Genomic DNA, 23,415 nt, shown 5'->3' on the forward strand with positions numbered 1-23,415 from the left:
GAGGCGCGATCAACCTTCCCGCACCACATCCAGGAACTGCGCGCCATAGCGCATCAGCTTGGCCTCGCCGATGCCGGAGATCATGCCCAGGGCCCGCATGGAATCGGGTTTCAGCTCCGCGATGGTCATCAGCGTCGTGTCGTGGAAGATGACATAGGGGGGCACCCCCTGGGCGCGGGCGAGCTCCAGGCGCAAGGCTTTGAGCTTCTGGAACAAAATCTCGTCCCCCGGGTCCTGAAGGGCCGGCCTGGGGCCCCGCGCGCCGCCGCTGGAGCGGGCCGGGCGGACGCGGCGCTCGGCCTTCAGCTCCACCTTCTCCACCCCCCGCAGGACGGCCCGGCACTTCTCCGTCAGGCCCAGGCTGGAGTGGCCCTCCACATCGACGAAGAGGTGCCCCATTGCCACCAGCTGCCGGACGATGGCCCGCCATTCGTCCCGCGAGAATTCCTTGCCGATGCCGAAGGTGGAGAGCTTCTCGTGGCCGAACTTCGACACCTTCTCGTTGGATTCGCCCAGAAGCACATCAATGACGTGCCCTGCCCCGAACCGCTCCCCGGTCCGGTAGACGCAGGACAGCAGCTTCTGCGCGGCCTGCGTGCCATCGAAGGTTTTGGGAGGTTCGAGGCAGGTGTCGCAATTGCCGCATGGCTCGGCCAGATCCTCCTCGAAATATTTGAGCAGCACCTGCCGCCGGCACTGGGCGGTCTCGGCGAGGCCGAGCAGGGCATCGAGCTTGCCGCGCTCCACCCTTTTCCTTGCCTCGGGCGCCTCGGATGCATCGACGAACTGGATCAGCTTCGCCACGTCCTCCACGCCGTAGAGCAGCAGCGTCTCGGAAGCCAGGCCGTCGCGGCCGGCGCGGCCGGTCTCCTGGTAATAGGCCTCGATGCTCTTCGGCAGGTCGAGATGGGCGACGAACCGCACGTCCGGCTTGTCGATGCCCATGCCGAAGGCGATGGTCGCCACCATCACGATCCCCTCCTCCTTCAGGAAGCGGTCCTGGTGGCGGGCGCGCGTGTCGGCGTCGAGGCCGGCGTGGTAGGGCAGCGCGGTGCGCCCCTCGGTGGCCAGCATCTCGGCAGTGGCCTCCACCTTCGCCCGGCTCATGCAATAGATGATGCCCGCCTCGCCCTCGTGCGCATCGAGGAAGGCGCGCAGCTGGGCGCGCGGATTGTTCTTCGGCACGATGCGATAACGGATGTTCGGCCGGTCGAAGGAGGAGAGGAACACCCGCCCCTCTTCCAGCGCCAGGCGTTCCACGATCTCGCGCCGGGTCGGCCCGTCGGCGGTGGCGGTCAGCGCCATCCGCGGCACGCCGGGGTAGCGCTCGTTGAGGAGGGTGAGCTGGCGATACTCCGGACGGAAGTCGTGCCCCCACTGGGAAACGCAGTGGGCCTCGTCGATGGCGAAGAGAGAAAGGCGCGCCCCGTCCAGCAGGGTAAGGAAGCTGTCGGTGAGCAGGCGCTCGGGCGCCACATAGAGCAGGTCGAGGTCGCCCATGGCGAGGGCCCGCTCCACCTGCCGCGCCTCGCCGGGGGCGAGCGAGGAATTCAGCATGGCCGCCTTCACGCCCAACTGGCGCAGGGCCTGCACCTGATCGTGCATCAGCGCGATGAGCGGCGAGACGACGATGCCCGTGCCCGGCCGCACCAGCGCCGGCACCTGATAGCACAGCGACTTGCCGCCGCCCGTGGGCATCAGCACCAGGGCATCGCCGCCCGCGACCACGTGCTCCACGATCTCCTGCTGCCGGCCGCGGAACGCCTCGTAGCCGAAGACGTGGCGCAGGACTTCAAGGGCCGGGGAATCAGGGGCGGACTGGGAGGCGGGCATGGCGCCTTATAGTCCCGCCCGGCTGCGGGGCAATGCGGGATGGGGCCGCGCCAGCCGCACGTCGCGGCGGCAGGACGCCCGGTAGCGCCGGCTCAGCTATCCTGGCCGAGCCAGACCCGCGCCTCGGCGGCATCGGCGATCGCGAACACCCTGATGGTCACCGGTATCATGAAGCCGAACATCTGCACCATCTGCCCGATCCACGGCACGTCGGTGACGACGGCCACCCGCTTCCAGCGGCTCAGATGCTGCATGCCGACCCGGAAATCCTCCCACATGGCCGCCGGCGACATGCCAGAGAAATCGGAAGCGATCTCGTAATAGACCTTGACGCCCTCATGCGTCTTCAGCGCCTCTTCGACCGCCGGCACGAGCACCCGGTCATAGTCTTCCTTGGTCAGGAAGCCGCTGCCCCTGAAGGCGACCGCATCGGCGGGAAATCCACCCAGCAGCTCGATCATGGTTCCGCTCCCTTCGCCCCTCCCGGCAGGGCACGAAGCGCCCGGCGGGGGCGGGACATGGTTGGCGGGCCTGCCCTCTGCGGAGCGCGTCTTCCCGCCAGAGATCACCATAGGTCAGGAAACCGGCGAGACGGCGGCAAGCCAGGGCCGGCGCGGAAGCCGGCCGCTCCGGCGCCGGGGGCGGAGGATCGGCTACCGGCGGCCCGCCGCCAGGAGAATTGCGGCGCCGCCCAACAGGATGCCAGCGGACACTCGATCCGCGATGCGGGTGAAGCGGTTGGCCAGCGCGGCGCGCGCCTTGTCCGCCACCACCGCCCACAGCACGTCGCCCACCAAGGCGATAGCGGCGAAAATGGCTGCCAGCAGCGCGATCTGCGGTCCGGGATGGGCCGTGTCGGTGACGAACTGCGGCAGGAAAGCCGCGTGGAACAGCAGCGTCTTAGGATTGGCGAACGCCACCGCCAGCCCTCGCCCGAAGGCCGCGTGGGCGGACGGCGCCGGCGCATCGAGCCCCTTGCCGGCGCTGCGCCATTGGAGAATGGCGAGCCAGAGCAGATAGGCCGCCCCCGCATAGCGCACGAGATCGAAATTGCGTGAAAACGCCTCGACCACATAGGTGAGGCCCGCCGCGACGAGAACGAGCTGGGCGATGAGCCCCACATTCACACCCATGGCGGTGAGGATGCCGGCGCGCCGTCCATGCTTGAGGCTGGTGCCGACGATGAGAGCTACATTGGGCCCCGGCGTCGCCCCCAGGGCAACCGAGGCGAGCACGAACAGCACAAGGCTTTCCGCCGAGATCATCCAAGGCTCCCCAAACGGAGTGGGCGGCAACCGCCCTACCCGCTCACCGGCGGCGCCTCGCGAGGCGGCCGCCCATTTCCCAAAGCCAAGAGCCGTCGCCGGCTCAGGCCTCCGGCGTCTCCGCGCCGTCCTCGCCCTCGCCGGCATCGGCGCCGGCGTCGTCACTGATGTGCTCCACGGAGACGACGCGCTCGCCCTCCGCCGTGTCGAACACAATGACGCCCTGGCTGGCGCGGCCCACGATGCGGATGCCATCCACCGGGCAGCGGATGAGCTGCCCGCCGTCCGTCACCAGCATGATCTGGTCGGCGTCCTCCACCGGGAAGGAGGCGACCAGAGGGCCATTGCGCTCATTCACCGCCATGGCGACAATGCCTTTGCCGCCGCGTCCGGTGACGCGATATTCATAGGACGAGGTGCGCTTGCCGTAGCCGTTCTGCGAGACGGTGAGGATGAACTGCTCCAGGGCGCTCATCTGGGCATAGCGCTCCTGGCTGAGCTGGCCGGATCCGCTTGCCCCCTCCTCCTGCTCCACCTCGGCCGTTTCGCCCGCCTCCCCGCGCAGCGCGCGGCGCATCTTGATATAGGCGAGGCGTTCCTCGGCATTGGCCTCCACATGGCGGATGATGGCCATGGAAATGATGCTGTCGCCCTCTTCCAGGCGAATGCCACGCACGCCCACGCTGTCGCGCCCCTTGAAGACGCGCACGTCGGTGACCGGGAAGCGGATGCAGGCGCCGGCCGCCGTCGTGAGCAGCACGTCGTCCTCCTCCGTGCACAGACCCACATCGGCAATGGACTCGCCGTCGGCGAGCTTCATGGCGATCTTGCCGTTGCGGTTCACCTGCTGGAAGTCGGTCAAGGCGTTGCGCCGCACCGTGCCGCCCGTGGTGGCGAACATGATTTGCAGGCGATCGTTCGCCCCATCGTCCTCCGGCAGCAGGACCACGGAAGTGATGCGCTCGTCGCTCTCCAGCGGCAGGATGTTGATGAGCGCCTTGCCGCGGGCTTGCGGCGCCGCCAGCGGCAGGCGCCACACCTTCAATTTGTAGACCTGCCCCTTGGAGGAGAAGAACAGGACCGGCGCGTGGGTGGAGGCCACGAACAGGCGGGTGACGAAATCCTCGTCGCGCGTCTGCATGGCCGAACGGCCCTTGCCGCCGCGCCGCTGCGCCCGGTAGGTGGAGAGCGGCACGCGCTTGATGTAGCCGGCATGGGAGACGGTGACCACCATCTCCTCGCGCTGGATGAGGTCCTCGTCCTCCAGGTCGCCGAAGCCCTCGACGATCTCGGTGCGGCGCGGTGTGCCGAACTCGGCCTTGATGGCCAGCAGCTCGTCGCGAATGATAGCCCGCATGCGCGCGCGGCTGGCGAGGATTTCCAGATAGTCGGCGATCTCTGCGGCAAGCTTGTCCAGCTCGTCGGCAACCTCGTCCCGGCCCAGGGCGGTCAGGCGCTGCAGGCGCAGGTCCAGGATGGCGCGAGCCTGCACCTCGGAGAGGCGGTAGGTGCCGTCGTCCTGCAGCTTGTGGCGCGGATCGGCGATGAGGGCGATGAGCGGCGCCATGTCTTTCGCCGGCCAGTCGCGGCCCATCAGCGCCTCGCGGGCGCTCGCCGGGTCCGGCGCGGTGCGGATGAGGCGGATCACCTCGTCGATGTTGGCGACCGCAATGGCGAGGCCCACCAACACATGGGCGCGGTCACGCGCCTTGCGCAGCAGGAATTTGGTTCGCCGACTTACAACCTCCTCGCGGAAAGCGATGAAGGCGGTGAGGATGTCGTGCAGCGCCAGCAGCCCCGGCTTGCCGCCGGAAAGCGCCACCATGTTGACGCCGAACGAGGTCTGCAACAGGGTCAGCCGGTAAAGGTTGTTCAGCACCACGTCGGCTTGCGCGTCGCGCTTGATCTCGATCACCACGCGCATGCCGTCGCGATCGCTCTCGTCGCGGATCTCGGCGATGCCCTCGACCCGCTTGTCCCGCACCAGCTCGGCGATCTTCTCGATCATCGTCGCCTTGTTCACCTGATAGGGAATCTCGGTGACAATGAGCGCCTCGCGCTCCTTGCGGATGGTCTCGATAGACACCTTCGCCCGCATCAGCACGGAGCCGCGGCCGGTGAGATAGGCCTGGCGGATGCCGGTGCGACCGAGGATCAGCGCGCCGGTGGGAAAGTCCGGGCCGGGCAGCAGGTCGAGCAGCGCCTCGGGCCCCAGCGTCGGGTCGTCCAGCAGCGCGACGGTGGTGTCGATGATCTCGCCGAGATTATGGGGCGGGATGTTGGTGGCCATGCCCACCGCGATGCCGCCGGCCCCGTTCACCAGAAGGTTCGGGAACTTGGCCGGAAGAACCACGGGCTCCCGCTCGGAGCTGTCGTAATTCTCCTGGAAGTCGACGGTTTCCTTGTCGAGGTCGTCGAGCAGCGCGCCCGTCACCTTCTCGAGGCGGACTTCCGTGTATCGCATGGCGGCCGGGGCGTCGCCGTCCACCGAGCCGAAATTGCCCTGGCCGTCCACCAGCGGCAGCCGCATGGCAAAGGTCTGGGCCATGCGGACCAGCGCGTCGTAGACCGACTGGTCGCCATGCGGATGGTATTTACCGATCACATCGCCAACCACACGGGCCGACTTGCGGTACTGCTTGTTCCACTCGTACCCGTTCTCGTGCATGGAGAACAGGATGCGCCGATGCACGGGCTTGAGGCCGTCGCGCACGTCGGGCAGCGCCCGCGCGACGATGACGCTCATCGCATAGTCGAGGTAGGAGCGGGACAGCTCCTCCGTGATGGAAACGGGCCTGATGTCGGACGGCTGCTCGCCGCCGGGCTTCGGCGTCTCGTGATCGGCCAAAAGTCAGTACTCGCCTGATGAAACGGAATAATTCCTTCTAGCCGATTCACCCGTGCGACGCCAGCGAAACACATGCGCCGCATCGAAATTTTATCTATCTATTTCAAGCACTTACACCAGCCCACGAAAGGCGCATGCGGATATTCTGGCCGTTTTGCGACAAAGCCACCCCACAGGCGCGGGAACAGCCCACGCCTGTGGGCCGCCCCAGCCCATGGAAAACCACCGCCGAGCACCGGAACGCCGGCGCCCCGCCATACGCCGATGGCGCGTCAGAACGGGATTTCGTCGTCGAGATCGCTGCTCACCGGGCGCCCCCCGCCGGAGCCGGAACCGCCGCCCGAAGACGGGCCGGAGCGTCGGCCGCCGCCGGAACCGCCGCCATAGCCACCGCCCCCGCCCATGGGGCTGGAGGAACCGAAGTCCGCCCCGCCGCCATACTCATCTCCGCCGCCCGCACCGGCACCCTCGCCCCGCCCGTCGAGCAGCGTCAGCTCCCCACGGTAAGGACGCAGCACCACCTCGGTGGTGTACACGTCGCGCCCGTCCTTTTCGTACTTGCGCGTCTCAAGCTGGCCCTCGATGTAGACTTTGGATCCCTTCTTCAGGAAACGCTCGGCAACACCGATGAGGTTCTCGTTGTAGATCGAGATCTGGTGCCACTCGGTGCGGTCCTTGCGCTCCCCGGTCGCCTTGTCGCGCCAGCTTTCAGAAGTCGCGATGCGCAAGTTGCATACGCGCCCGCCGCTCTGGAACGCCCTGACCTCCGGATCACGGCCGAGATTGCCGATCAGGATCACCTTGTTGACGCTGCCGGCCATCCCGCTCTCCCGCTGCCTGCCGTCCGATCATCGGATCGCACCCTACCGCCCTCGCCGCGGCATTTAAGCCCCCGTCCGGACTTTATCCCCATGTGAACCACGAAAGCGCGGGGCGCCCCACCACCAAGGGCTGCAACTCCGCAGCCACCATCGACGCCGCGATTGTTCACGTTGTGTTCTTATCCATCTTCATTCGGGGAGGCAAGAGGAAAAGATTGAGTCCCTCGGCTGTCTTTTTGCTTGGCGATGGCGCAAGGTTCCGGATATGTTCTCTACCGCATTGCACACGGCTCCCTACATTCGGGTCATGAGAGGGAGCGGATGCGAAGCGCTGCCACCAGATCTTGCCGTCGAGGGCACCGCAAGCGTTGGTTCTCAATCGAGCGAAACGGGGCGTGTTGCCAGTCACGCTTCGCCTTTGCGAGGTCTCGCGCATGGAAGGCCTGCTGCGCCCGGCAGCCATCCATCAGGGTGACTTCGCCGTATTTGTATCCATGTTCGCAACCGTCGCCGGCACGCTCCCCATGCCGGGGGCGGCTTCCCTTCTGCCCTGATTGACGGGCGCCGGACGGCGCCAGCGGAATTCCATGTCTGATCGCGCCTTTCCTCCGCGGCCGGCCGCCGCGCCCGAGACTGCTCCCCGCCGCGACGCGCGCACCCTTTCCGTGCGCGGAGCGCGCGAGCACAATTTGAAAAATGTGGATCTGGAGATCCCGCGCGACAGCCTGGTGGTCTTCACGGGATTGTCCGGCTCGGGCAAGAGCTCTCTCGCCTTCGACACCATCTATGCGGAAGGCCAGCGGCGCTATGTGGAAAGCCTTTCGGCCTACGCCCGGCAATTTCTGGAGATGATGCAGAAGCCGGACGTGGACCAGATCGACGGCCTCTCGCCGGCTATCTCCATCGAGCAGAAGACCACCTCGAAGAACCCGCGCTCCACCGTGGGCACCGTCACCGAGATCTACGACTACATGCGCCTGTTGTGGGCGCGGACGGGCATTCCCTATTCGCCTGCCACGGGCCTGCCCATCGAGAGCCAGACCGTCTCGCAGATGGTGGACCGCACGCTGGCCCTGCCGGAGGGCACGCGTCTCTACATCCTCGCGCCCGTGGTGCGCGGACGCAAAGGCGAGTACCGCAAGGAACTCGCCGATTGGATGAAGAAGGGCTTCCAGCGGGTGAAGGTGGACGGCACCTTCCACGAGATCGCCGAGGCGCCCACCCTCGACAAGAAGTTCAAGCACGACATCGACGTGGTGGTGGACCGCATCGTCGTGCGTGCCGACCTTGCTACCCGCCTCGCCGACAGCTTCGAGACTGCCCTGGGGCTCGCCGACGGCATCGCGGTGGCCGAATTCGCCGATGAGAAGGACGAAACGGGCGCCCCCCGCCGCATCCTGTTCTCGGAGAAGTTCGCCTGCCCGGTCTCCGGCTTCACGATCCCCGAGATCGAGCCGCGGCTGTTTTCCTTCAACAATCCGTTCGGCGCCTGCCCGGCCTGCGACGGCCTCGGCGTGGAACAGACCATCGACCCTGACCTGGTGGTGCCGGACAAGGCGCGCTCCCTCAAGCAGGGCGCCATCGCCCCCTGGGCCAAGTCCACCTCCCCTTACTACGGGCAGACGCTGGACGCGCTGGCGAAGCACTATCATTTCAAGCTGAACGTGCCGTTCGCCGACCTGCCGGAACAGGCCAGGGAAGTGCTGCTCTTCGGCTCGGGCGAGGAGAAGATCACCTTCGCCTATGACGACGGCATGCGCGCCTACGAAACGTCGAAGACCTTCGAGGGCGTGGTGCGCAATCTCGACCGCCGCTGGCGTGAGACCGACAGCGACTGGGCGCGCGAGGAGATCTCCAAGTATTTCTCCACCGTTCCGTGCAAAGCCTGCGGGGGATACCGGCTGAAGCCGGAAGCCCTCGCCGTGAAGGTGGCGGGCCAGCACATCGGCGCGGTGGGCGAGCTTTCCGTCAAGCGCGCCGCGGACTGGTTCGAGGCGCTGCCCACGCAGCTTTCCGACAAGCAGAACGAGATTGCCGGGCGGATCCTGAAGGAGATCCGCGAGCGGCTGAAGTTCCTGCTCGACGTGGGGCTGGAATATCTCACGCTGGCGCGCGCCTCGGGCACCCTCTCCGGCGGCGAGAGCCAGCGCATCCGCCTCGCCTCGCAGATCGGCTCGGGCCTCACGGGAGTGCTCTATGTGCTCGACGAGCCCTCCATCGGCCTGCACCAGCGCGACAATGCGCGCCTGCTGGAGACACTCAAGCACCTGCGCGACCTGGGCAATACCGTCATCGTGGTGGAGCACGACGAGGACGCCATCCTCGCCGCCGACTATGTGGTCGACGTGGGCCCGGGCGCCGGCATCCACGGCGGGCGCATCGTGGCGCAGGGCACGCCGGCGGAGATCCTGGCCAACCCCAGGTCGCTCACAGGCAAATACCTTACCGGCGCGCTTTCCGTGGGTGTGCCGGCACGGCGCAAGCCCAACCCCAAGCGGATGCTCAAGCTCTCGGGCGCGCGCGGCAACAACCTCAAGAATGTCACGGCCGAGATCCCGCTCGGCCTCTTCACCTGCATCACCGGCGTGTCCGGCGGCGGCAAGTCCACGCTGCTCCTCGACACGCTCTACAAGGCGGTGGCGCGCCGGCTGAACGGGGCCTCGGAGGCCCCGGCCCCCTTCGACAAGCTGGAGGGGCTGGAGCACCTCGACAAGGTGATCGACATCGACCAGTCGCCCATCGGCCGCACCCCGCGCTCGAACCCGGCGACCTATACGGGGGCCTTCACTCCCATCCGCGAGTGGTTCGCCGGCCTGCCGGAGGCGAAGGCGCGCGGCTATGGCGCGGGGCGCTTCTCCTTCAATGTGAAGGGGGGGCGCTGCGAGGCCTGCCAGGGTGACGGTGTCATCAAGATCGAGATGCACTTCCTACCGGATGTGTACGTCACCTGCGACGTGTGCAAGGGCAAGCGCTACAATCGTGAGACCCTGGAGGTCACCTTCAAGAACAAGTCCATCGCCGACGTGCTGGACATGACGGTGGAGGAAGGCGCCCAGTTCTTCAAGGCGGTGCCCTCCGTGCGCGAAAAGCTGGAGACGCTTCACCGCGTCGGCCTCGACTACATCAAGGTGGGCCAGCAGGCGACGACCCTCTCCGGTGGCGAGGCGCAGCGGGTCAAGCTGTCCAAGGAGCTGTCCAAGCGCGCCACTGGCCGGACCCTCTATATCCTCGACGAGCCGACCACCGGCCTGCACTTCCACGATGTGAAGAAGCTGCTCGAGGTGCTCCACGAACTGGTGGAGCAGGGCAATTCGGTGGTGGTCATCGAGCACAATCTCGAGGTCATCAAGACCGCTGACTGGATACTCGATCTCGGTCCAGAGGGCGGCGACGGCGGCGGCGAGATCGTGGTGACTGGCACACCGGAAGAGGTGGCAAGGCACCCGCGATCCCACACCGGCCATTTCCTCGCCGAGGTGCTGGCACGCCGTCCCCTGGCGGACGGCTCCCCGGCGCAACCGGGTGGGGCGAGGCCGCCCCCCAAGACGAAGGCAGGTCCGGCGAAGACCGGCAGAGGCGCAGCTTCCTCGGGGCCGGCAGCCGAGGCACCACCTCCGCCCGCGGAAGCAACGGATGAGGACGCTGAACAGGTGCGACCCGCGCGGGGACGGCGACGGCGCCAAGCTGCGGGGTAATAAGCCGCGGGCTAACAGGCCGGCGACGGCCGAGGTTCAGGGCGGGAAGGAAGGCCAGAAATCCGGCGCAGCTGTCTGGCAGGAGACCGGCCGCGCTGGTGGTCGGCGAGGCAGGCGCAAGGTCGGCAAGGCCGAAGCGAACAAACTCGCGATTTACGGGGACAGGAGACGACATTCGGGGCGGTACACGCCTCCGCAGAACGGATGCGCACGAAAACGGGGCTCCGGAAACATCCCGCGCCACGCGAAGCAGAACCGCCACGCGCGGCGCCGGGCCACTGCAAAGCTGAACGCCGGGCGACCGACGTTCAGGAGGATCATCGTCGCAGACGGCGGATGGTGCGGCCCAATCCATACGTCCAAACCAGCCGGAGCCTTCCTTCGAGCGTGATCGGAAAGCGCGCGTCGCGCGGCACAAACCAGCCATTGTGGCCGCTGCGCCGCACCAGTTGGTAGCCGTTGCGGCGTAGCAGGCGACAGGTTTCCCCGAAGCGCTCCCGGTCATCCACCAGGACGAGGCGAGGCTTGTACTTGGAAAAGCTTAGCCCGCTCAGGACATCGGGTTCCGCCCCTTCGACGTCCACCGAAAGAAAGTCGATCCGGGGGGCGCCTGCCTCCTGGAGCACCGTGTCGAGGGTCTTTGCCGGCACGTCCAGCACCATATCCTCGCCAACGGCTTTCGGATTAAAGACAATCGTACTGCCGCCCCGCCGCTCGAGTAGCGGGACCGTGCCCGCGCTATCCTGCCCCGGTGAGACGCAGGCGCATCGGTGCACCATGGCTCGCCGCGCTCGGGCCAGGTTGTCCGCAAGGTCTGGCACCGGCTCGATCAGAACTCCATCCCACCCCGCCAGCTCAAGATGGTAGGATTGGCTTTGGTAGACCGGATCGTATGCGCCGACTTCGACAAAATAGCCTTTCTCTCCCCCGAAATAATTGGCGATCAGTGTCTGTTCTTCGTGCGCAGAAACGATAGCTCCTTGCGCGAATCCATTGGGTCCATCCAGGAAACGCATCCTTTCCCCCTAAAGATCACCTGACCGCCCGGACCCGTTTCCCCCGCCGTGGCAGTCAAGCGAGCGCGACCTAAATGGCACGCACTGCACCCGCGTACTACTCATTTCCAGAACCAGCTGCAAAACTCGCCCCATGCACGCGAAGGGCACAGCACGCACCATGCGAAGCATGCAATGCTGCATTGCGAAGAGAATTCTATGGCATTGCAGTATCCAGCGCTATGTATCTTTCAGTGTGTAACTGACGATGGCAGGGTGTGCCGACACCCTGCCGATGGAGTGTCATCATGTTCCTCTGGGGTGCTCTTGCCCGGTATTTTCGCCGCTGGCAGGTCTACAACCGGACGGTCGCGGAGCTGTCTGAGCTCGATGATCGCAGCCTTGCGGACATCAACGTGTCCCGCAGCGAGATCCGCGTCGTTGCGCGTCACGCCGCTGCCGCAGCGTGAGCTTGCCTGATGCATGGCTCGCCGGCGGGAAGTCCGTCGGCGTGTGAGAATGGCCCCATGTGGGGCCATTTTCGTTTTTGCACCCGATCGTTCCCGAGGCAGGGGACTCGCGCACCGGCCTGCGCCGTGCATTCCCGCCGGTGGAGGGTTGAAGCAGCCGCGGCCTGTGTGGCACACCCTGCGTCCCGCCCGCTAGCAGCGCCGGCCAACCGCGGCCGCAGCGCGGGCCCTAGGAGGACAGATGCCGGGTGAACCGACCCGCCAACCCGTTCACGTCGTCGGCGGCGGCCTGGCCGGCTCGGAAGCCGCGTGGCAGATCGCCGCGCGCGGCGTTCCCGTGGTGCTGCACGAGATGCGCCCGCATCGCAGCACGGAAGCGCACCAGACGGACGGCCTCGCCGAGCTGGTCTGCTCCAATTCCTTCCGCTCCGACGATGCGGCCGGCAATGCGGTCGGCGTGCTGCACGCCGAGATGCGTCAGGCGGGCTCCCTCATCCTCTCCGCCGCCGATGCCAACCAGGTGCCGGCGGGCGGCGCGCTGGCGGTGGATCGGGAGGGTTTTTCCCGCGCCGTTACCGCCGCCCTCGCGGACCATCCGCTCATCGAGGTGCGGCGCGAGGAGATCACCGGCCTTCCGCCGGAGGACTGGGACAAGGTGATCCTCGCCACCGGCCCCCTCACCTCCCCGCCGCTGGCGGAGGCGATCCTCGCCCTCACGGGGGAAACGGCACTGGCCTTCTTCGATGCCATAGCCCCCATCATACATTTCGACTCCATCGACATGGGCAAGGCCTGGTTCCAGTCGCGCTACGACAAGCCGGGTCCCGGCGGCACGGGCGCCGACTATATCAATTGCCCCATGGATGAAGCGCAGTACCACGCCTTCGTGGACGCGCTCATCGCCGGGGAAAAGGCGCCGCTGCGCGACTTCGAGGCGAAGACCCCCTATTTCGACGGTTGCCTGCCCATCGAGGTGATGGCCGAGCGTGGCCGCGAGACCTTGCGCTTCGGCCCCATGAAGCCCGTGGGACTCACCAATCCCCACGCACCGGACGTAAAGCCCTATGCCGTGGTCCAGCTGCGGCAGGACAACACGTTGGGCACGCTCTACAACATGGTGGGCTTCCAGACGAAGCTGCGCCATGGCGAGCAGGTGCGCGTCTTCCGCACCATTCCTGGGCTGGAGAATGCCGAGTTCGCGCGGCTCGGCGGCCTCCATCGCAACACCTATCTCAATTCACCACGCCTGCTGGACGCCACCCTGCGGCTGAAGGCGGATCCACGGCTGCGCTTCGCCGGGCAGATCACCGGCTGCGAGGGTTATGTGGAGAGCGCCGCCGTAGGCCTCATGGTGGGGCGCTTCGCCGCCGCCGAGCGGCTCGGCGAGGCCCTCGTGCCCCCGCCGCCCACCACGGCCCACGGGGCGCTGCTCGCGCACATCACCGGCGGGCATCTGGAGGCGGAGGGCACGGAAGGCGCGCCCCGCTCCTTCCAGCCCATGAACGTCAATTTCGGCCTCTTCCCGCCCCTCGCCGAGGCGCCGAAGGCCGAGGGCGGCAAGCGCCTGCGCGGAGCGGAGAAGACGCTGGCCAAGAAGAAGGCGATGGCCGCCCGGGCGCTGGCCGACATGGCCCGCTGGCTCGACACACCGGCCGCGGCGGCTTAAGAGGCGCGGATGCCGCGTATCACCGTTTCGCCGCCCCCCGTGGAATACCGTGCCGATCCGGCTCGCTTTGCCGTGGACACGGTGCTGAAGCGCGATGTCTTCTCCACCGTCGAGCGCGGCACGTGGACCGATGCCACGGGCCGCCAGTGGCCCGCCGTGCGCCGACGCTGGAACGAGGTCTCCCTCTGGCTCGCTCCCCTGGCCCGGCAACTGGCGGCGCACGAGGTGAAGGCGCTGGAGAAGGTGACCTCCTCCGGCGTTACCACCCCGCTGCTTGCGGTAGGGGACCGCTTCCTGGTGCGCGGCTGGATTGAAGGCGCGCCGCTGCAGATTGCCCGGCCCAAGGGCGACCTGCACTTCTTCCACTCTGCCCGCGCCGCGCTGCTCATGCTCCACCGCGCCGGCTACGTGCACAACGACCTCGCCAAGCAGCAGAACTGGCTGCGCGGAGCCGATGGCGAAGCCTGGCTCATGGACTTCCAGCTGGCGCTGCCGTTCAGCCGCCGCTCCAAGATCGGTCGGGTGCTGGCCTATGAGGACCTGCGCCACCTCCTGAAGCACAAGCGCACCTATTGCCCCGAGGCGCTCACCGCCCGGGAAAAGAAGGTGTTGGCCACCAAGAGCCTGCCCACCCGCGTCTGGATGGCTACCGGCAAGAAGGTCTACCGCTTTGTCACCCGGCGCCTGCTGTCCTATTCGGACACCGAGGGCCGAGGCCCGCGCGTGACGCAGGTGGGCCCGCGCATCGTCGCGGCGCTCGCGGCCCACCCGGCGGTGGCCGAGGTGCACATGGCCGATTTCCAGACCCTGGGCGGCAAGGTGGGCCTCTATGCCTTCGTGGCGCTCAAGGCGCCGGGAGCAGTGACGGTGGAAGCCCTGCGCGCCCACCTCGCGAGCGCCTTGCCGGACCGCCCACACCTCGACCATCTGCAGATCGTGGACGCCCTGCCCCACGGCCCGGACGGCGCGGTGCGCGACGACCTGCTCCTGCTCATCGCCCGCAACCAGATCGAGATGCTGGACCAGCTCGCCGGATCGGAAGCGGTGCGCCTCCAGGTGGCGGAGATCGCCCGCGGGCGGCTGAACCTCACGGACCGGATCACCCGCCCGGCGGCGTGAAGCAGCGCTTCATCTTCCATCCCGCGTCATGGCCATGCGCAGCCGGCCGCTCCGTCGCTGATCAGGCAAACGGCCCGACGGCCGGAAGCGCAAGAAAGACTTCCCCCGCGGCGAAAGCAGACGCCGCTCAGAACCACACCTTCCCCACCGCCGCGCGGCGCGCGGCGCGCCAGAGGGTGAACTGCCGGCGGAAAGGCGAAAGGCCAGTCACTTCGCGGAACGGATCCTTCACCCGCGCGAGCGCCTTCAAGTCCCCCGCCACGAGGGACAGCGGCAGGTAGGGGGCCGCGATGGCGGATGCCGATCCGAGTGCCTCAGCCGCAGCGCGTGCCGCGCCGAGGTGACGCGACGCCTCCTCGCGCCAATCCGCCAGCGCGGCGCGGAGCGCGGACGTCATGGTGCCCGACACCGCTTCCTCGCGCCCAATGCCGTGGCGGGCGAGCAGATCCAGCGGCAGATAGCACTGGCCGCGGCCCGCATGGATGGGGAAGGCGCGCATCAGCCCGGTCATGGCGATCGCGACGCCGCCATGCCCCGACAGGTTTCCGGCTTCGGCAGCCACGGCCGGCGACAGCACCAGCGCAGAGAGCTGGAGCAAAGCGGAGGCTGTCTCCCCCGCATAGCCTTCGAGGTCCGTCACCGAAGGCATGGGATCGTCGTAGAGGTCAAAGATCCGCGCGTCGGTAAGTGCGAGCAGGGTCTGCCGCGGCAAGGCAAAACGCTCCACCGTATCGAGCAGGGCCGCGGCGATGGGGTGCCCCTCCACCTCTCCCCGACCCTGTCCCTCGATCACCTCCCGCCACCAGGCAAGGCGCACCTCCCCCGGCAGCGCCTCCCGCACCACTTCGCGCACGCGGGCGACGTCCAGGTTGAAGGCATAGAGGGCGAGGAGATGCCGGCGCTTGTCCTCCGGCGCGAACAAGGCTGCGAGAAAGCGATCACGATCCTGCGCCCGCACCTGCTCCGCGCAATACGCATAGGCGGCATCGAGGGAGGAGGTGAGGTCCTGCGGCATGGGATCGGCCCGGGGCCTTCAGACGGCGATGAGGGCGGCACCGATGAGCCGGCCCTCGGCGAGCAGCACGTTATAGGTCGCGGCCGCCTGGGGCGTGGGCATCAGCTCGAACCGCAGGCCGGCGGCGCGCAGCAATTGCTTCAGCGGCTCCTTCAGGTGCGCGGGGTCCTTGCCCGTGCCCAGGAACAGGAGCTCGAACGCCTGCGCCTCCGCGAGGATGGGCGCGAGGGCCTCGGCATCCACCTCCGCCATCCGCGTGGGCGACCAGGGGCGGATGCCGGAGGGCAAGGCGAGGATCGAGCCGGCATGGGACATGCCGGCGAAATGAAAGAAGGTGTCGCCATAACCGTCGATGGCGACCCGGCGGGGCAAGAAGGGCTCGCCGGTCGCGCGCGCCACCGGTTCAGGCCTTGGCCGGCTTGGTCGGGGCGTTCTTGGCTGGGGCGTTCTTGGCGGCGGCCTTCCCGGAAGACCGCTTGCCCTTCGGCGCGGCAGCTTCGGGCTTCTCCTCCACCGCATTCTCCTCGACCGTCGCGGCCAAGGCGTCCACCTCGGCCACCTCACCCTCCTCGACCTTGTCCTTGGCCGGGCCGGTCACCGTGGACGAGCGCAGGCCAAGATGGATGAGGATGGGCGCCGCCACGAAGATGGTGGAATAGGTGCCGATCACCACGCCCACCGTCATGGCGAGCGAGAAGCCGCGCAGCACCTCGCCGCCGAAGAAATACAGCGCGAGGGTGGCGAAGAAGGTGGTCGTGGAGACGATAATGGTGCGCGAGAAGGTGGCGTTCACCGCAATGTCGAGCAGGTCGGGCAACGGCAGCTTCTTGTAGCGGCGCAGCATCTCACGGATGCGGTCATACACCACCACCGTGTCGTTGAGCGAATAGCCCATGATGGTGAGAATGGCAGCGATGGAGGTGAGATCGAAATCCACCCCGAAGGCCGAATAGATCATCAGCGTGACGAAGATGTCGTGCATCGTTGTCACGATGGCGCCCACGGCGAACTGCCACTCGAAGCGGAACCAGAGATAGCCGAGCACTGCCACCGCGCCCAGCACCAGCGCGAGGATGGACTGGCGGACCAGTTCCCCGGACACGCTCGGGCCCACGGTCTCCACGCGGCGCACGGTATATTCGGCGCCGAGCACATTCTTCACCTTGGCCAGGATGGCCTGCTGCGCCTCGTCATTGGCGCCGAACGCGCCGATGCGGATGAGCACGTCGCGGGGCGAGCCGAATTCCTGGATTTGCACGTCGCCCACGTCGAGGTCGGTCAGATGCTCGCGGAGGGCGCCGACATCGGCCACCTGCTGGCTGGTCTGCGCCTCGATGAGCGTTCCACCCCGGAAATCGATGCCGAGGTTGAAGCCATGGATTGCGAACAGCACGACCGCAATGATGGAAATCACCGCCGAGAACGGAAACGTCCAGTGGCGCAGACGCATGAAGTGGATGTTGGTCTGCGCCGGAATGTAGTCGATCAAAGGCATGTGCGGCGCACCTTCAGATGGGCAGCTTCGCCGGCCGCCGCCACTTCACCCAATAGGCGATCATGAGCCGCGTCAGGGTGTAGGCGGTGAACATGGTGGTCAGAAGGCCGAGGATGTAGGTGACCGCGAAGCCGCGCACCGGGCCCGACCCGCCCATGAGGAATAGGATGACCGCCGTGGCGAGCGAGGTGATGTTGGCGTCGAGGATGGTGCCGAGCGCGTTCACGAAGCCCTTGTCGATGGCCGAGATGGCCGATCGGCCCTCCCGCGCCTCGTCGCGCATGCGCTCGAAGATGACGACGTTGGAATCCACCGCCATGCCGATGGTGAGCACCACGCCGGCGATGCCGGGCAGCGTCAGCGTCGCGCCCAGCACCGACTGCAGGGCAAACATGAGCATGATGTGCACGGCGAGGGCGACCAGCGCGAACAGGCCGAACAGGCCATAGACCGCGAGCATGAACACGGTGACGAGGCCGCCGGCCACATAGGCCGCGGTCTTGCCCGCCTGGATGGAGTCGGCGCCGAGGCTCGGGCCCACAGTGCGCTCCTCCACCACCTTCAGCGGCGCCGGCAGGGCGCCGGCGCGCAGCAGGATGGCGAGATCGTTCGCCTGCTGCACGGTGAAGGAGCCGGAGATCTGGCCCGAGCCGCCGAGGATGGGCTCGCGGATCACGGGGGCCGAGATCACCTGGTTGTCGAGCACGATGGCGAACGGCCGGCCCACCGCATCCTGGGTGGTGGCGGCGAAGCGACGGGCACCGTTGTTGTTGAAGCGGAAGGAGACGATGGGCTCGCGGGTATTGTGGTCGAAGCCCGGCTGGGCATCCACCAGGTCCTCGCCCGACACGCGGATCTGCTTCTCCACGAGGTAGGGCTGGCCATCCTGGCCCTGGAGCACCTCGGATTCCGGCGGCGGGCGGCCTTCCAGCGCCTGCTGCGGCGACATGGACTGGTCCACCATGCGGAAGGAGAGCTTCGCCGTCTGGCCGAGCAGGTTCTTCAGGCGCTGCGGGTCCTGAAGGCCGGGCACCTGCACCAGGATGCGGTCGAGGCCCTGGCGCTGGATATTGGGTTCCACCGTGCCGAGCTGATCGATACGCCGGCGGATGATCTCGATGGACTGGTCCACCGCGGAGCGCATGCGGGCCGAAAGCCCCGCCTCGGTGAGCTGCACCGTGACCATGCCGTCAGATGCGGAGGAGACGGCCAGGTCCAGCTCGCCGGAGGAATTGCCGAACAGGGCATTGGTGACCGGCGTGGCGAGCTTCCTGAGCTCGGCCACGGCCTTCTGCGTGTCGTTGGGATCGCGCAGGCGCAGGCTCACCGTGGTGTCGCGCACGGCAAGGTTGGAATAGCCGATCTTCTGGTCGCGCAGCACGCGGCGCACGTCGTCGCGCACCTGCTCGGTGCGCTCCTTGCGCAGGGCCGCGCCGTCCACCTCGAGGAGGATATGCGAGCCGCCCTGAAGGTCGAGGCCCAGGGTGACGCGGCTTCCCGCCAGCCACGACGGCAGGTGCGCCAGAACGTTCTGGGACAGGACGTTGGGCAGCGCGAACAGGAGCCCGACAGCGATCGTGATGAGGATCGCCGCGGTCTTGAGGCGGGAGAAGTGCAGCATGTCGCGCGCGTATCTCTAATGTGGAATCAGGCCGCCGAGGCTTCGTCCTTGGCGGGCTCGCCCTTGGCGCGGACGGTGGAAATCTGCGAGCGCAGCTGCCGGACACGCACGTTGTCGGCGATCTGCAGCTCGATCTCGTTCTCGTCCACCACCTTGGTCACCTTGCCCACGAGGCCGCCGGCAGTCACCACCACGTCGCCGCGGCGCAGGGCGGTCACCATCTCCTGGTGCGCCTTGGCGCGCTTCTGCTGCGGGCGCAGGATGAGGAAGTACATCACCACGAAAATGAGCAGGAACGGGGCGAGCTGAATGAGCATGTCGGCCCCGCCGGCGGCTCCGGAAGCGCCTTGGGCGAAAGCGGGCGTAATGAACATCTTCGTCCTCGTTTCGTGCGTGGTGGGAATCCCTGCCGTGCCATGGTGCGGCAAGGCGGCGGGACTATAGCGGCCGGCCCGTCGAATGCAAACGAGCCGCCATGCGGATCACGGACCTGTTGAAAAGCAACGTCTTTCGCCGAGGCCCCGGCGCACCGCGCCGGGAGAATCCCCCGCGGCGCGCGCCATTCGGCTATCCTACGTGCCCTAGCGGAACCACAACGGCACCAGCTTGGCCCGCCTCATTTCTCCTCGAACAGCAGCGCGAGGCGCGTCATCAGCGGCTCGTCGGTCATGTCGAGGCGCAGGGGCGTGACGGAGATGCGCCCTTCATCCAGGGCGCGCAGGTCCGAGCCGGGCGAGGTCTCGAAGATGCGGCGCTCGAAGGCGATCCAGTAATAAGGGGTGTTGCGCCCGTCCCGCCGCGCCTCGATGCGCATGAGCCTCTGGTCGCGCTTGCCCTGGAAGGTGGCCGCGATGCCGGTGATCTCCTCCGGGGCGCGATCGGGGAAGTTCACATTCATCACGATGCCGGACGGGATGCCTTCGTCCAGCAGCATGCGGATGATCTTCGGCGCATGGGCTTCGGCGGTGGCGAAGTTGGGGTTTTCCCGCGTCTTGATGCCGAACGCCTGGGACAGGGCGATGGAGGGAATGCCGAGGATGGTGCCCTCGATGGCGCCGGCCACCGTGCCGGAATAGCTCACGTCCTCGGCGATGTTCTGCCCCCGGTTGACGCCGGAGAGCACGAGATCGGGCGCCTTGTCCTCCATGAGGTGGCGCACGGCCATGATGACGCAGTCGGTGGGGGTGCCCTTCACCGCGAAACGCCGCTCCTCCACCTGCCGCAGGCGCAGCGGGTCGGACAAGGAGAGGGAATGGGCAACGCCGGACTGGTCGAATTCGGGCGCCACCACCCACACATCGTCCGTGAAGCCCTGGGCGATGCGGGCGCAGGCCTCCAGGCCCGCCGCGTGAATGCCGTCGTCATTGGTGACCAGAATGCGCATCGGACGTGTTCCTTGTGCGCTGGTTTTCGACCATCAGCCCCGTGGGTGCCACCCTCTCGGGTACCGCCAGCCCCCGGCTTGTCCGGGCGCTGGCCGTTGCCGGCTTCCGTCGTGAGATCGGAACTCGGCAACCGCCGAGTTCCGAGGGGGACCCACGGCTGGGCGCAATGGCGAAGAGGTCGTTCCAGCGGAGGAGTGGATGCCCCGGACGAGCCGGGGCAAGACGGGGGTGAACGTGGTGGACAGCGGCGAAAAGCGCGACCCCTACTTCAGCTTCTCGATGGTCTTCAGCCCGCCCATATAGGGCAGCAAGGCCTCCGGCACCGTGACGGAGCCGTCCTCATTCTGGTAGGTCTCCAGCACCGCCACCAGCGCGCGGCCCACGGCCACGCCCGAGCCGTTGAGCGTGTGGACGAAGCGCGGGCCCTTCCCCTCGGCGGGGCGGTAGCGCGCATTCATGCGCCGGGCCTGGAAATCGCCGCAGACCGAGCAGGAGGAGATTTCGCGGTAGGCGCCCTGCCCCGGCAGCCAGACCTCGATGTCGTAGGTCTTCTGCGAGGCGAAGCCCATGTCGCCCGTGCACAGCGTGACCACGCGATAGTGCAGGTCCAGCTTCTTCAGGACCGCCTCGGCGCACGCGAGCATGCGCTCGTGCTCCTCGGCCGACTTCTCCGGCGTGGTGATGGAGACGAGCTCCACCTTGGTGAACTGATGCTGGCGGATCATGCCCCGCGTGTCGCGACCGGCCGCGCCTGCTTCCGCCCGGAAGCAGGGCGTGCAGGCGGTGAGACGCAGGGGGAGTTCTTCCTCGGAGAGGATCGACTCGCGCACGAGGTTGGTCAGGGGGACTTCGGCGGTGGGGATGAGCCAATGCCCTTCGGCCGCCAGCGCTTCCTGAGGACCACCGGAGCCCGGATTGTCTTCGGCAGGAAGCCAGCGCGTCGCCCAGAACTGGTCTTCCTTGAACTTCGGCAGCTGCGCCGTCCCGAACATGGCGTCGTCCCGCACCAGAAGCGGCGGGTTCACCTCCATGTAGCCGTGCTCGCTCGTGTGCACGTCGAGAAAGAACTGTCCCAGCGCCCGCTCCAGCCGGGCCAGCGGGCCCTTGTTCACCACGAAGCGGGCGCCGGAGAGCTTGGCGGCCGTCTCGAAATCCATCTGGCCAAGGCCTTCGCCAACCTCGAAATGCTGCTTCGGAGTGAAGGCATAGGTGCGGGCGGCGCCGAACTTGGATTTCTCCACATTGTCGTGCTCGTCGGCGCCCTCGGGCACCTCGGCGAGCGGAGCGTTGGGGATGGCGGCGAGCTCGGCCTCAAGCGCCGCATCGATGCGCTTGGTCTCGGCTTCCAGCGCCGGCACGTCTTCCTTGATCCGAGCCACCTCGGCCATGAGGGCGGAGGCGGTGGCCTCGTCCTTCTTCGCCTTGGCCTGGCCGATCTCCTTGGAGGCGGCGTTGCGGCGGGCGAGCAGGGTTTCGAGCTTCGTCAGGGTCGCGCGGCGCTCCTCGTCGAGGCCTGTGAGCTTGCCCACCAGCGCCTCGGCCGCTGCCTTGGCCTCCTCGGAGGCGCCGCCGCGGCGCACCAGCGCGCGGATGAGGCCCTCCGGCTCCTCCCGGATCCATTTGATGTCGTGCATGGCAAGGCTCCGCCAATGAAAGGGGCGGACGGCGGCTTCATCCCTCGCCATCGTCATGGCCCGGCTTGTCCGGGCCATCCACCTCTCCACCTGCCGGACGCAAACGGAAGAGCGGACGGCCCGGACAAGCCGCACCAGGACGGGCGGGAGGAAAACCCCGCGCCCGGGAATCCTGAAATGTTCGGAGGGAACCGCCGCGCTCAGCCGGCCGAAGATGCCGCGTCCCGCGCCGCCTCTTCCGCCGCCCGCCGCTTCTCGACGATGCCCACCATATAGACCGACACCTCGTAGAGAAGCAGCGTCGGCAGGGCAAGGGAGAGCTGGCTGATGACGTCCGGCGGGGTGAGCACCGCCGCGAGGATGAACACGCCGACGATGGCGTAGCGCCGGGCCTTTTTCAGCATCTCCTGCGTCACGATGCCGATGCGTCCGAGCAGGGTCAGCACCACCGGCAGCTGGAAGCAGATGCCGAAGGCCAGGATGAGCGTGGTGATGAGCGACAGGTATTCAGAGACGCGCGGCAGCAGCGAGATCTCCGCCTTCCCGTCGCCGCCGATCTGCTGCATGCCCAGAAAGTAGGTCATGGCCAGCGGCATGGCGACGAAATAGACGAAGGCCGCGCCGATGAGGAAGCAGATGGGCGTGGCTATGAGATAGGGGCGGAAGGCCGCCTTCTCGTGCTTGTAGAGCCCCGGCGCCACGAACATATAGATCTGCGTCGCCACCACCGGGAAGGAGATGAACGCCGCCCCGAACATGCCGAGCTTGATCTGGGTGAACAGGAATTCCTGTGGCGCGGTGTAGATGAGCTTGATCCCCGGCTGGAAGCCGGAGGCGAACTCATAGGGCCACAACAGGATGTTGTAGATCTGCTTGGCGAACATGAAGCAGATGAAGAAAGCCGCGAGGAACGCCAGCAACGACTTGATGAGCCGCGCGCGCAGCTCGATCAGGTGCTCGATCAGCGGGGCCTTCGAGGCGTCGATCTCGTCCTCGTCGCTCATGACGCGCTCTTGGTCTCGGAAGCGGCGGGGGCGGCTTCAGCCGCGGGGACCGGGGCCGGCATGGATTTGGCGACGGAGCGGCGAATCTCCTCGCGCACCGCATCGAGCGGATCGACCACCTCCACCGCCGCCGGCAGCTCCGGAACGGCAGGAAGCTCGGGCGCGGGAGTGGCCGGCGCCTCGGGGGCGCCGGGCGTGCCCTTCTCCACCGTGCTGCGGATCTCCTCGCGGATGGAGCGCAGCGGGTCGAACATCTCGGAGGTGGCGAGGGTGGACATGGACGACCGTGCGGTATCGGTCACGTCCGAGATTTCCTTGCGCATGTCGGCAAGGTCGGCCTCGCGCAGGGCTTCCTGGAACTGCCCCTGGAACTCGCCCGCCATGCGGCGCAGCTTCGTGACGGTACGACCCACGGTGCGCAGCACCGAGGGCAGCTCTTTGGGGCCGATGACGATCAGCGCAACAATGCCGATCAGCATCAGCTCGGACCAGCCGATATCGAACATGCGCGCCTGAACCCGGCGGCCGTGCCGCCGCCCTCCTCAAGGG

Annotated in this window: 19 protein-coding genes; 4 read left to right on the forward strand and 15 right to left on the reverse strand. The window is 67.3% G+C overall.

Features of this window, described 5'->3' with window-relative positions; all coding sequences use genetic code 11:
- Nucleotides 1-9 precede the first annotated feature (9 nt).
- From recQ to ssb, 5 genes are all read right to left on the reverse strand, one after another.
- On the reverse strand, nt 10-1,833 hold the full coding sequence (gene recQ, locus V5F59_RS12520; protein ID WP_393977833.1) for a DNA helicase RecQ: 1,824 nt from the start codon (nt 1,831-1,833) through the stop codon (nt 10-12).
- Between the two features lie 92 nt (nt 1,834-1,925).
- Entirely contained in the window at nt 1,926-2,294 is a 369-nt protein-coding gene (locus tag V5F59_RS12525) for a SpoIIAA family protein (RefSeq protein WP_393977835.1), read from the reverse strand.
- Between the two features lie 192 nt (nt 2,295-2,486).
- Nucleotides 2,487-3,098 (reverse strand): LysE family translocator, encoded by a 612-nt coding sequence (locus tag V5F59_RS12530; RefSeq protein WP_393977837.1) that lies wholly within the window; start codon nt 3,096-3,098, stop codon nt 2,487-2,489.
- A gap of 103 nt (nt 3,099-3,201) precedes the next feature.
- Entirely contained in the window at nt 3,202-5,946 is a 2,745-nt protein-coding gene (gyrA, locus tag V5F59_RS12535; protein ID WP_393977839.1) for a DNA gyrase subunit A, read from the reverse strand.
- A 272-nt stretch (nt 5,947-6,218) separates the two neighbouring features.
- On the reverse strand, nt 6,219-6,767 hold the full coding sequence (gene ssb, locus V5F59_RS12540) for a single-stranded DNA-binding protein (RefSeq protein ID WP_393977841.1): 549 nt from the start codon (nt 6,765-6,767) through the stop codon (nt 6,219-6,221).
- Between the two features lie 587 nt (nt 6,768-7,354).
- On the opposite strand from ssb, the gene uvrA reads away from it, so the two are divergent.
- Entirely contained in the window at nt 7,355-10,462 is a 3,108-nt protein-coding gene (uvrA, locus tag V5F59_RS12545; protein WP_393977843.1) for an excinuclease ABC subunit UvrA, read from the forward strand.
- Nucleotides 10,463-10,779: 317 nt separating this feature from the next.
- Here the strand turns inward: uvrA and V5F59_RS12550 are convergent, their stop codons facing one another.
- The gene (locus V5F59_RS12550) at nt 10,780-11,478 is read right to left on the reverse strand and encodes an FkbM family methyltransferase (protein WP_393977845.1); all 699 of its coding nucleotides are present in this window, start codon (nt 11,476-11,478) and stop codon (nt 10,780-10,782) included.
- A gap of 287 nt (nt 11,479-11,765) precedes the next feature.
- Between V5F59_RS12550 and V5F59_RS12555 the strand changes: the two genes are divergently transcribed.
- The 3 genes from V5F59_RS12555 to V5F59_RS12565 all read left to right on the forward strand — a co-directional run bounded on the left by V5F59_RS12555 (nt 11,766) and on the right by V5F59_RS12565 (nt 14,712).
- Nucleotides 11,766-11,927: a DUF1127 domain-containing protein gene (locus tag V5F59_RS12555; protein ID WP_393977847.1), complete on the forward strand. Its 162-nt coding sequence runs from the start codon at nt 11,766-11,768 to the stop codon at nt 11,925-11,927.
- A 241-nt stretch (nt 11,928-12,168) separates the two neighbouring features.
- On the forward strand, nt 12,169-13,593 hold the full coding sequence (gene trmFO / locus V5F59_RS12560; protein WP_393977849.1) for a methylenetetrahydrofolate--tRNA-(uracil(54)-C(5))-methyltransferase (FADH(2)-oxidizing) TrmFO: 1,425 nt from the start codon (nt 12,169-12,171) through the stop codon (nt 13,591-13,593).
- Nucleotides 13,594-13,602: 9 nt separating this feature from the next.
- On the forward strand, nt 13,603-14,712 hold the full coding sequence (locus V5F59_RS12565; protein ID WP_393977851.1) for an AMP-binding enzyme: 1,110 nt from the start codon (nt 13,603-13,605) through the stop codon (nt 14,710-14,712).
- 127 nt (nt 14,713-14,839) lie between these two features.
- Here the strand turns inward: V5F59_RS12565 and V5F59_RS12570 are convergent, their stop codons facing one another.
- From V5F59_RS12570 to tatB, 9 genes are all read right to left on the reverse strand, one after another.
- Nucleotides 14,840-15,727, reverse strand: coding sequence for a phytoene/squalene synthase family protein (locus tag V5F59_RS12570; RefSeq protein ID WP_393977853.1), 888 nt, complete (start codon nt 15,725-15,727; stop codon nt 14,840-14,842).
- Between the two features lie 18 nt (nt 15,728-15,745).
- Nucleotides 15,746-16,099 carry an Mth938-like domain-containing protein gene (locus V5F59_RS12575; RefSeq protein WP_393977855.1) on the reverse strand — a complete coding sequence of 118 codons (354 nt, stop codon included), beginning with the start codon at nt 16,097-16,099 and terminating at the stop codon, nt 15,746-15,748.
- Nucleotides 16,100-16,130: 31 nt separating this feature from the next.
- Nucleotides 16,131-17,222, reverse strand: coding sequence for a protein translocase subunit SecF (secF, locus tag V5F59_RS12580; protein ID WP_393977857.1), 1,092 nt, complete (start codon nt 17,220-17,222; stop codon nt 16,131-16,133).
- Between the two features lie 13 nt (nt 17,223-17,235).
- The gene (gene secD, locus V5F59_RS12585; protein ID WP_393977859.1) at nt 17,236-18,843 is read right to left on the reverse strand and encodes a protein translocase subunit SecD; all 1,608 of its coding nucleotides are present in this window, start codon (nt 18,841-18,843) and stop codon (nt 17,236-17,238) included.
- Nucleotides 18,844-18,869: 26 nt separating this feature from the next.
- On the reverse strand, nt 18,870-19,217 hold the full coding sequence (gene yajC / locus V5F59_RS12590; RefSeq protein WP_393977861.1) for a preprotein translocase subunit YajC: 348 nt from the start codon (nt 19,215-19,217) through the stop codon (nt 18,870-18,872).
- 242 nt (nt 19,218-19,459) lie between these two features.
- On the reverse strand, nt 19,460-20,227 hold the full coding sequence (gene surE / locus V5F59_RS12595; protein WP_393977863.1) for a 5'/3'-nucleotidase SurE: 768 nt from the start codon (nt 20,225-20,227) through the stop codon (nt 19,460-19,462).
- A gap of 264 nt (nt 20,228-20,491) precedes the next feature.
- Complete coding sequence (gene serS / locus V5F59_RS12600) at nt 20,492-21,862, reverse strand: serine--tRNA ligase (RefSeq protein ID WP_393977865.1); 1,371 nt, start codon at nt 21,860-21,862, stop codon at nt 20,492-20,494.
- Between the two features lie 200 nt (nt 21,863-22,062).
- The gene (tatC, locus tag V5F59_RS12605) at nt 22,063-22,866 is read right to left on the reverse strand and encodes a twin-arginine translocase subunit TatC (protein ID WP_393977867.1); all 804 of its coding nucleotides are present in this window, start codon (nt 22,864-22,866) and stop codon (nt 22,063-22,065) included.
- Entirely contained in the window at nt 22,863-23,372 is a 510-nt protein-coding gene (gene tatB, locus V5F59_RS12610; RefSeq protein WP_393977869.1) for a Sec-independent protein translocase protein TatB, read from the reverse strand. Before tatB ends, tatC begins: the two co-directional genes overlap by 4 nt.
- Between the last annotated feature and the right edge of the window lie 43 nt (nt 23,373-23,415).

The sequence above is a fragment of the Xanthobacter nonsaccharivorans genome, from assembly GCF_043194755.2.
Classification (GTDB): domain Bacteria; phylum Pseudomonadota; class Alphaproteobacteria; order Rhizobiales; family Xanthobacteraceae; genus Xanthobacter; species Xanthobacter autotrophicus_G.

Bases quoted from the DNA above. Each gene is read 5' to 3' on its own strand.
- recQ (WP_393977833.1), bottom strand. From the start codon at position 1,833: ATGCCCGCCTCCCAGTCCGCCCCTGATTCCCCGGCCCTTGAAGTCCTG.
- V5F59_RS12525 (WP_393977835.1), bottom strand. From the start codon at position 2,294: ATGATCGAGCTGCTGGGTGGATTTCCCGCCGATGCGGTCGCCTTCAGG.
- V5F59_RS12530 (WP_393977837.1), bottom strand. From the start codon at position 3,098: ATGATCTCGGCGGAAAGCCTTGTGCTGTTCGTGCTCGCCTCGGTTGCC.
- ssb (WP_393977841.1), bottom strand. From the start codon at position 6,767: ATGGCCGGCAGCGTCAACAAGGTGATCCTGATCGGCAATCTCGGCCGT.
- uvrA (WP_393977843.1), top strand. From the start codon at position 7,355: ATGTCTGATCGCGCCTTTCCTCCGCGGCCGGCCGCCGCGCCCGAGACT.
- V5F59_RS12550 (WP_393977845.1), bottom strand. From the start codon at position 11,478: ATGCGTTTCCTGGATGGACCCAATGGATTCGCGCAAGGAGCTATCGTT.
- V5F59_RS12555 (WP_393977847.1), top strand. From the start codon at position 11,766: ATGTTCCTCTGGGGTGCTCTTGCCCGGTATTTTCGCCGCTGGCAGGTC.
- trmFO (WP_393977849.1), top strand. From the start codon at position 12,169: ATGCCGGGTGAACCGACCCGCCAACCCGTTCACGTCGTCGGCGGCGGC.
- V5F59_RS12565 (WP_393977851.1), top strand. From the start codon at position 13,603: ATGCCGCGTATCACCGTTTCGCCGCCCCCCGTGGAATACCGTGCCGAT.
- V5F59_RS12570 (WP_393977853.1), bottom strand. From the start codon at position 15,727: ATGCCGCAGGACCTCACCTCCTCCCTCGATGCCGCCTATGCGTATTGC.
- secF (WP_393977857.1), bottom strand. From the start codon at position 17,222: ATGCCTTTGATCGACTACATTCCGGCGCAGACCAACATCCACTTCATG.
- secD (WP_393977859.1), bottom strand. From the start codon at position 18,843: ATGCTGCACTTCTCCCGCCTCAAGACCGCGGCGATCCTCATCACGATC.
- yajC (WP_393977861.1), bottom strand. From the start codon at position 19,217: ATGTTCATTACGCCCGCTTTCGCCCAAGGCGCTTCCGGAGCCGCCGGC.
- surE (WP_393977863.1), bottom strand. From the start codon at position 20,227: ATGCGCATTCTGGTCACCAATGACGACGGCATTCACGCGGCGGGCCTG.
- serS (WP_393977865.1), bottom strand. From the start codon at position 21,862: ATGCACGACATCAAATGGATCCGGGAGGAGCCGGAGGGCCTCATCCGC.
- tatC (WP_393977867.1), bottom strand. From the start codon at position 22,866: ATGAGCGACGAGGACGAGATCGACGCCTCGAAGGCCCCGCTGATCGAG.
- tatB (WP_393977869.1), bottom strand. From the start codon at position 23,372: ATGTTCGATATCGGCTGGTCCGAGCTGATGCTGATCGGCATTGTTGCG.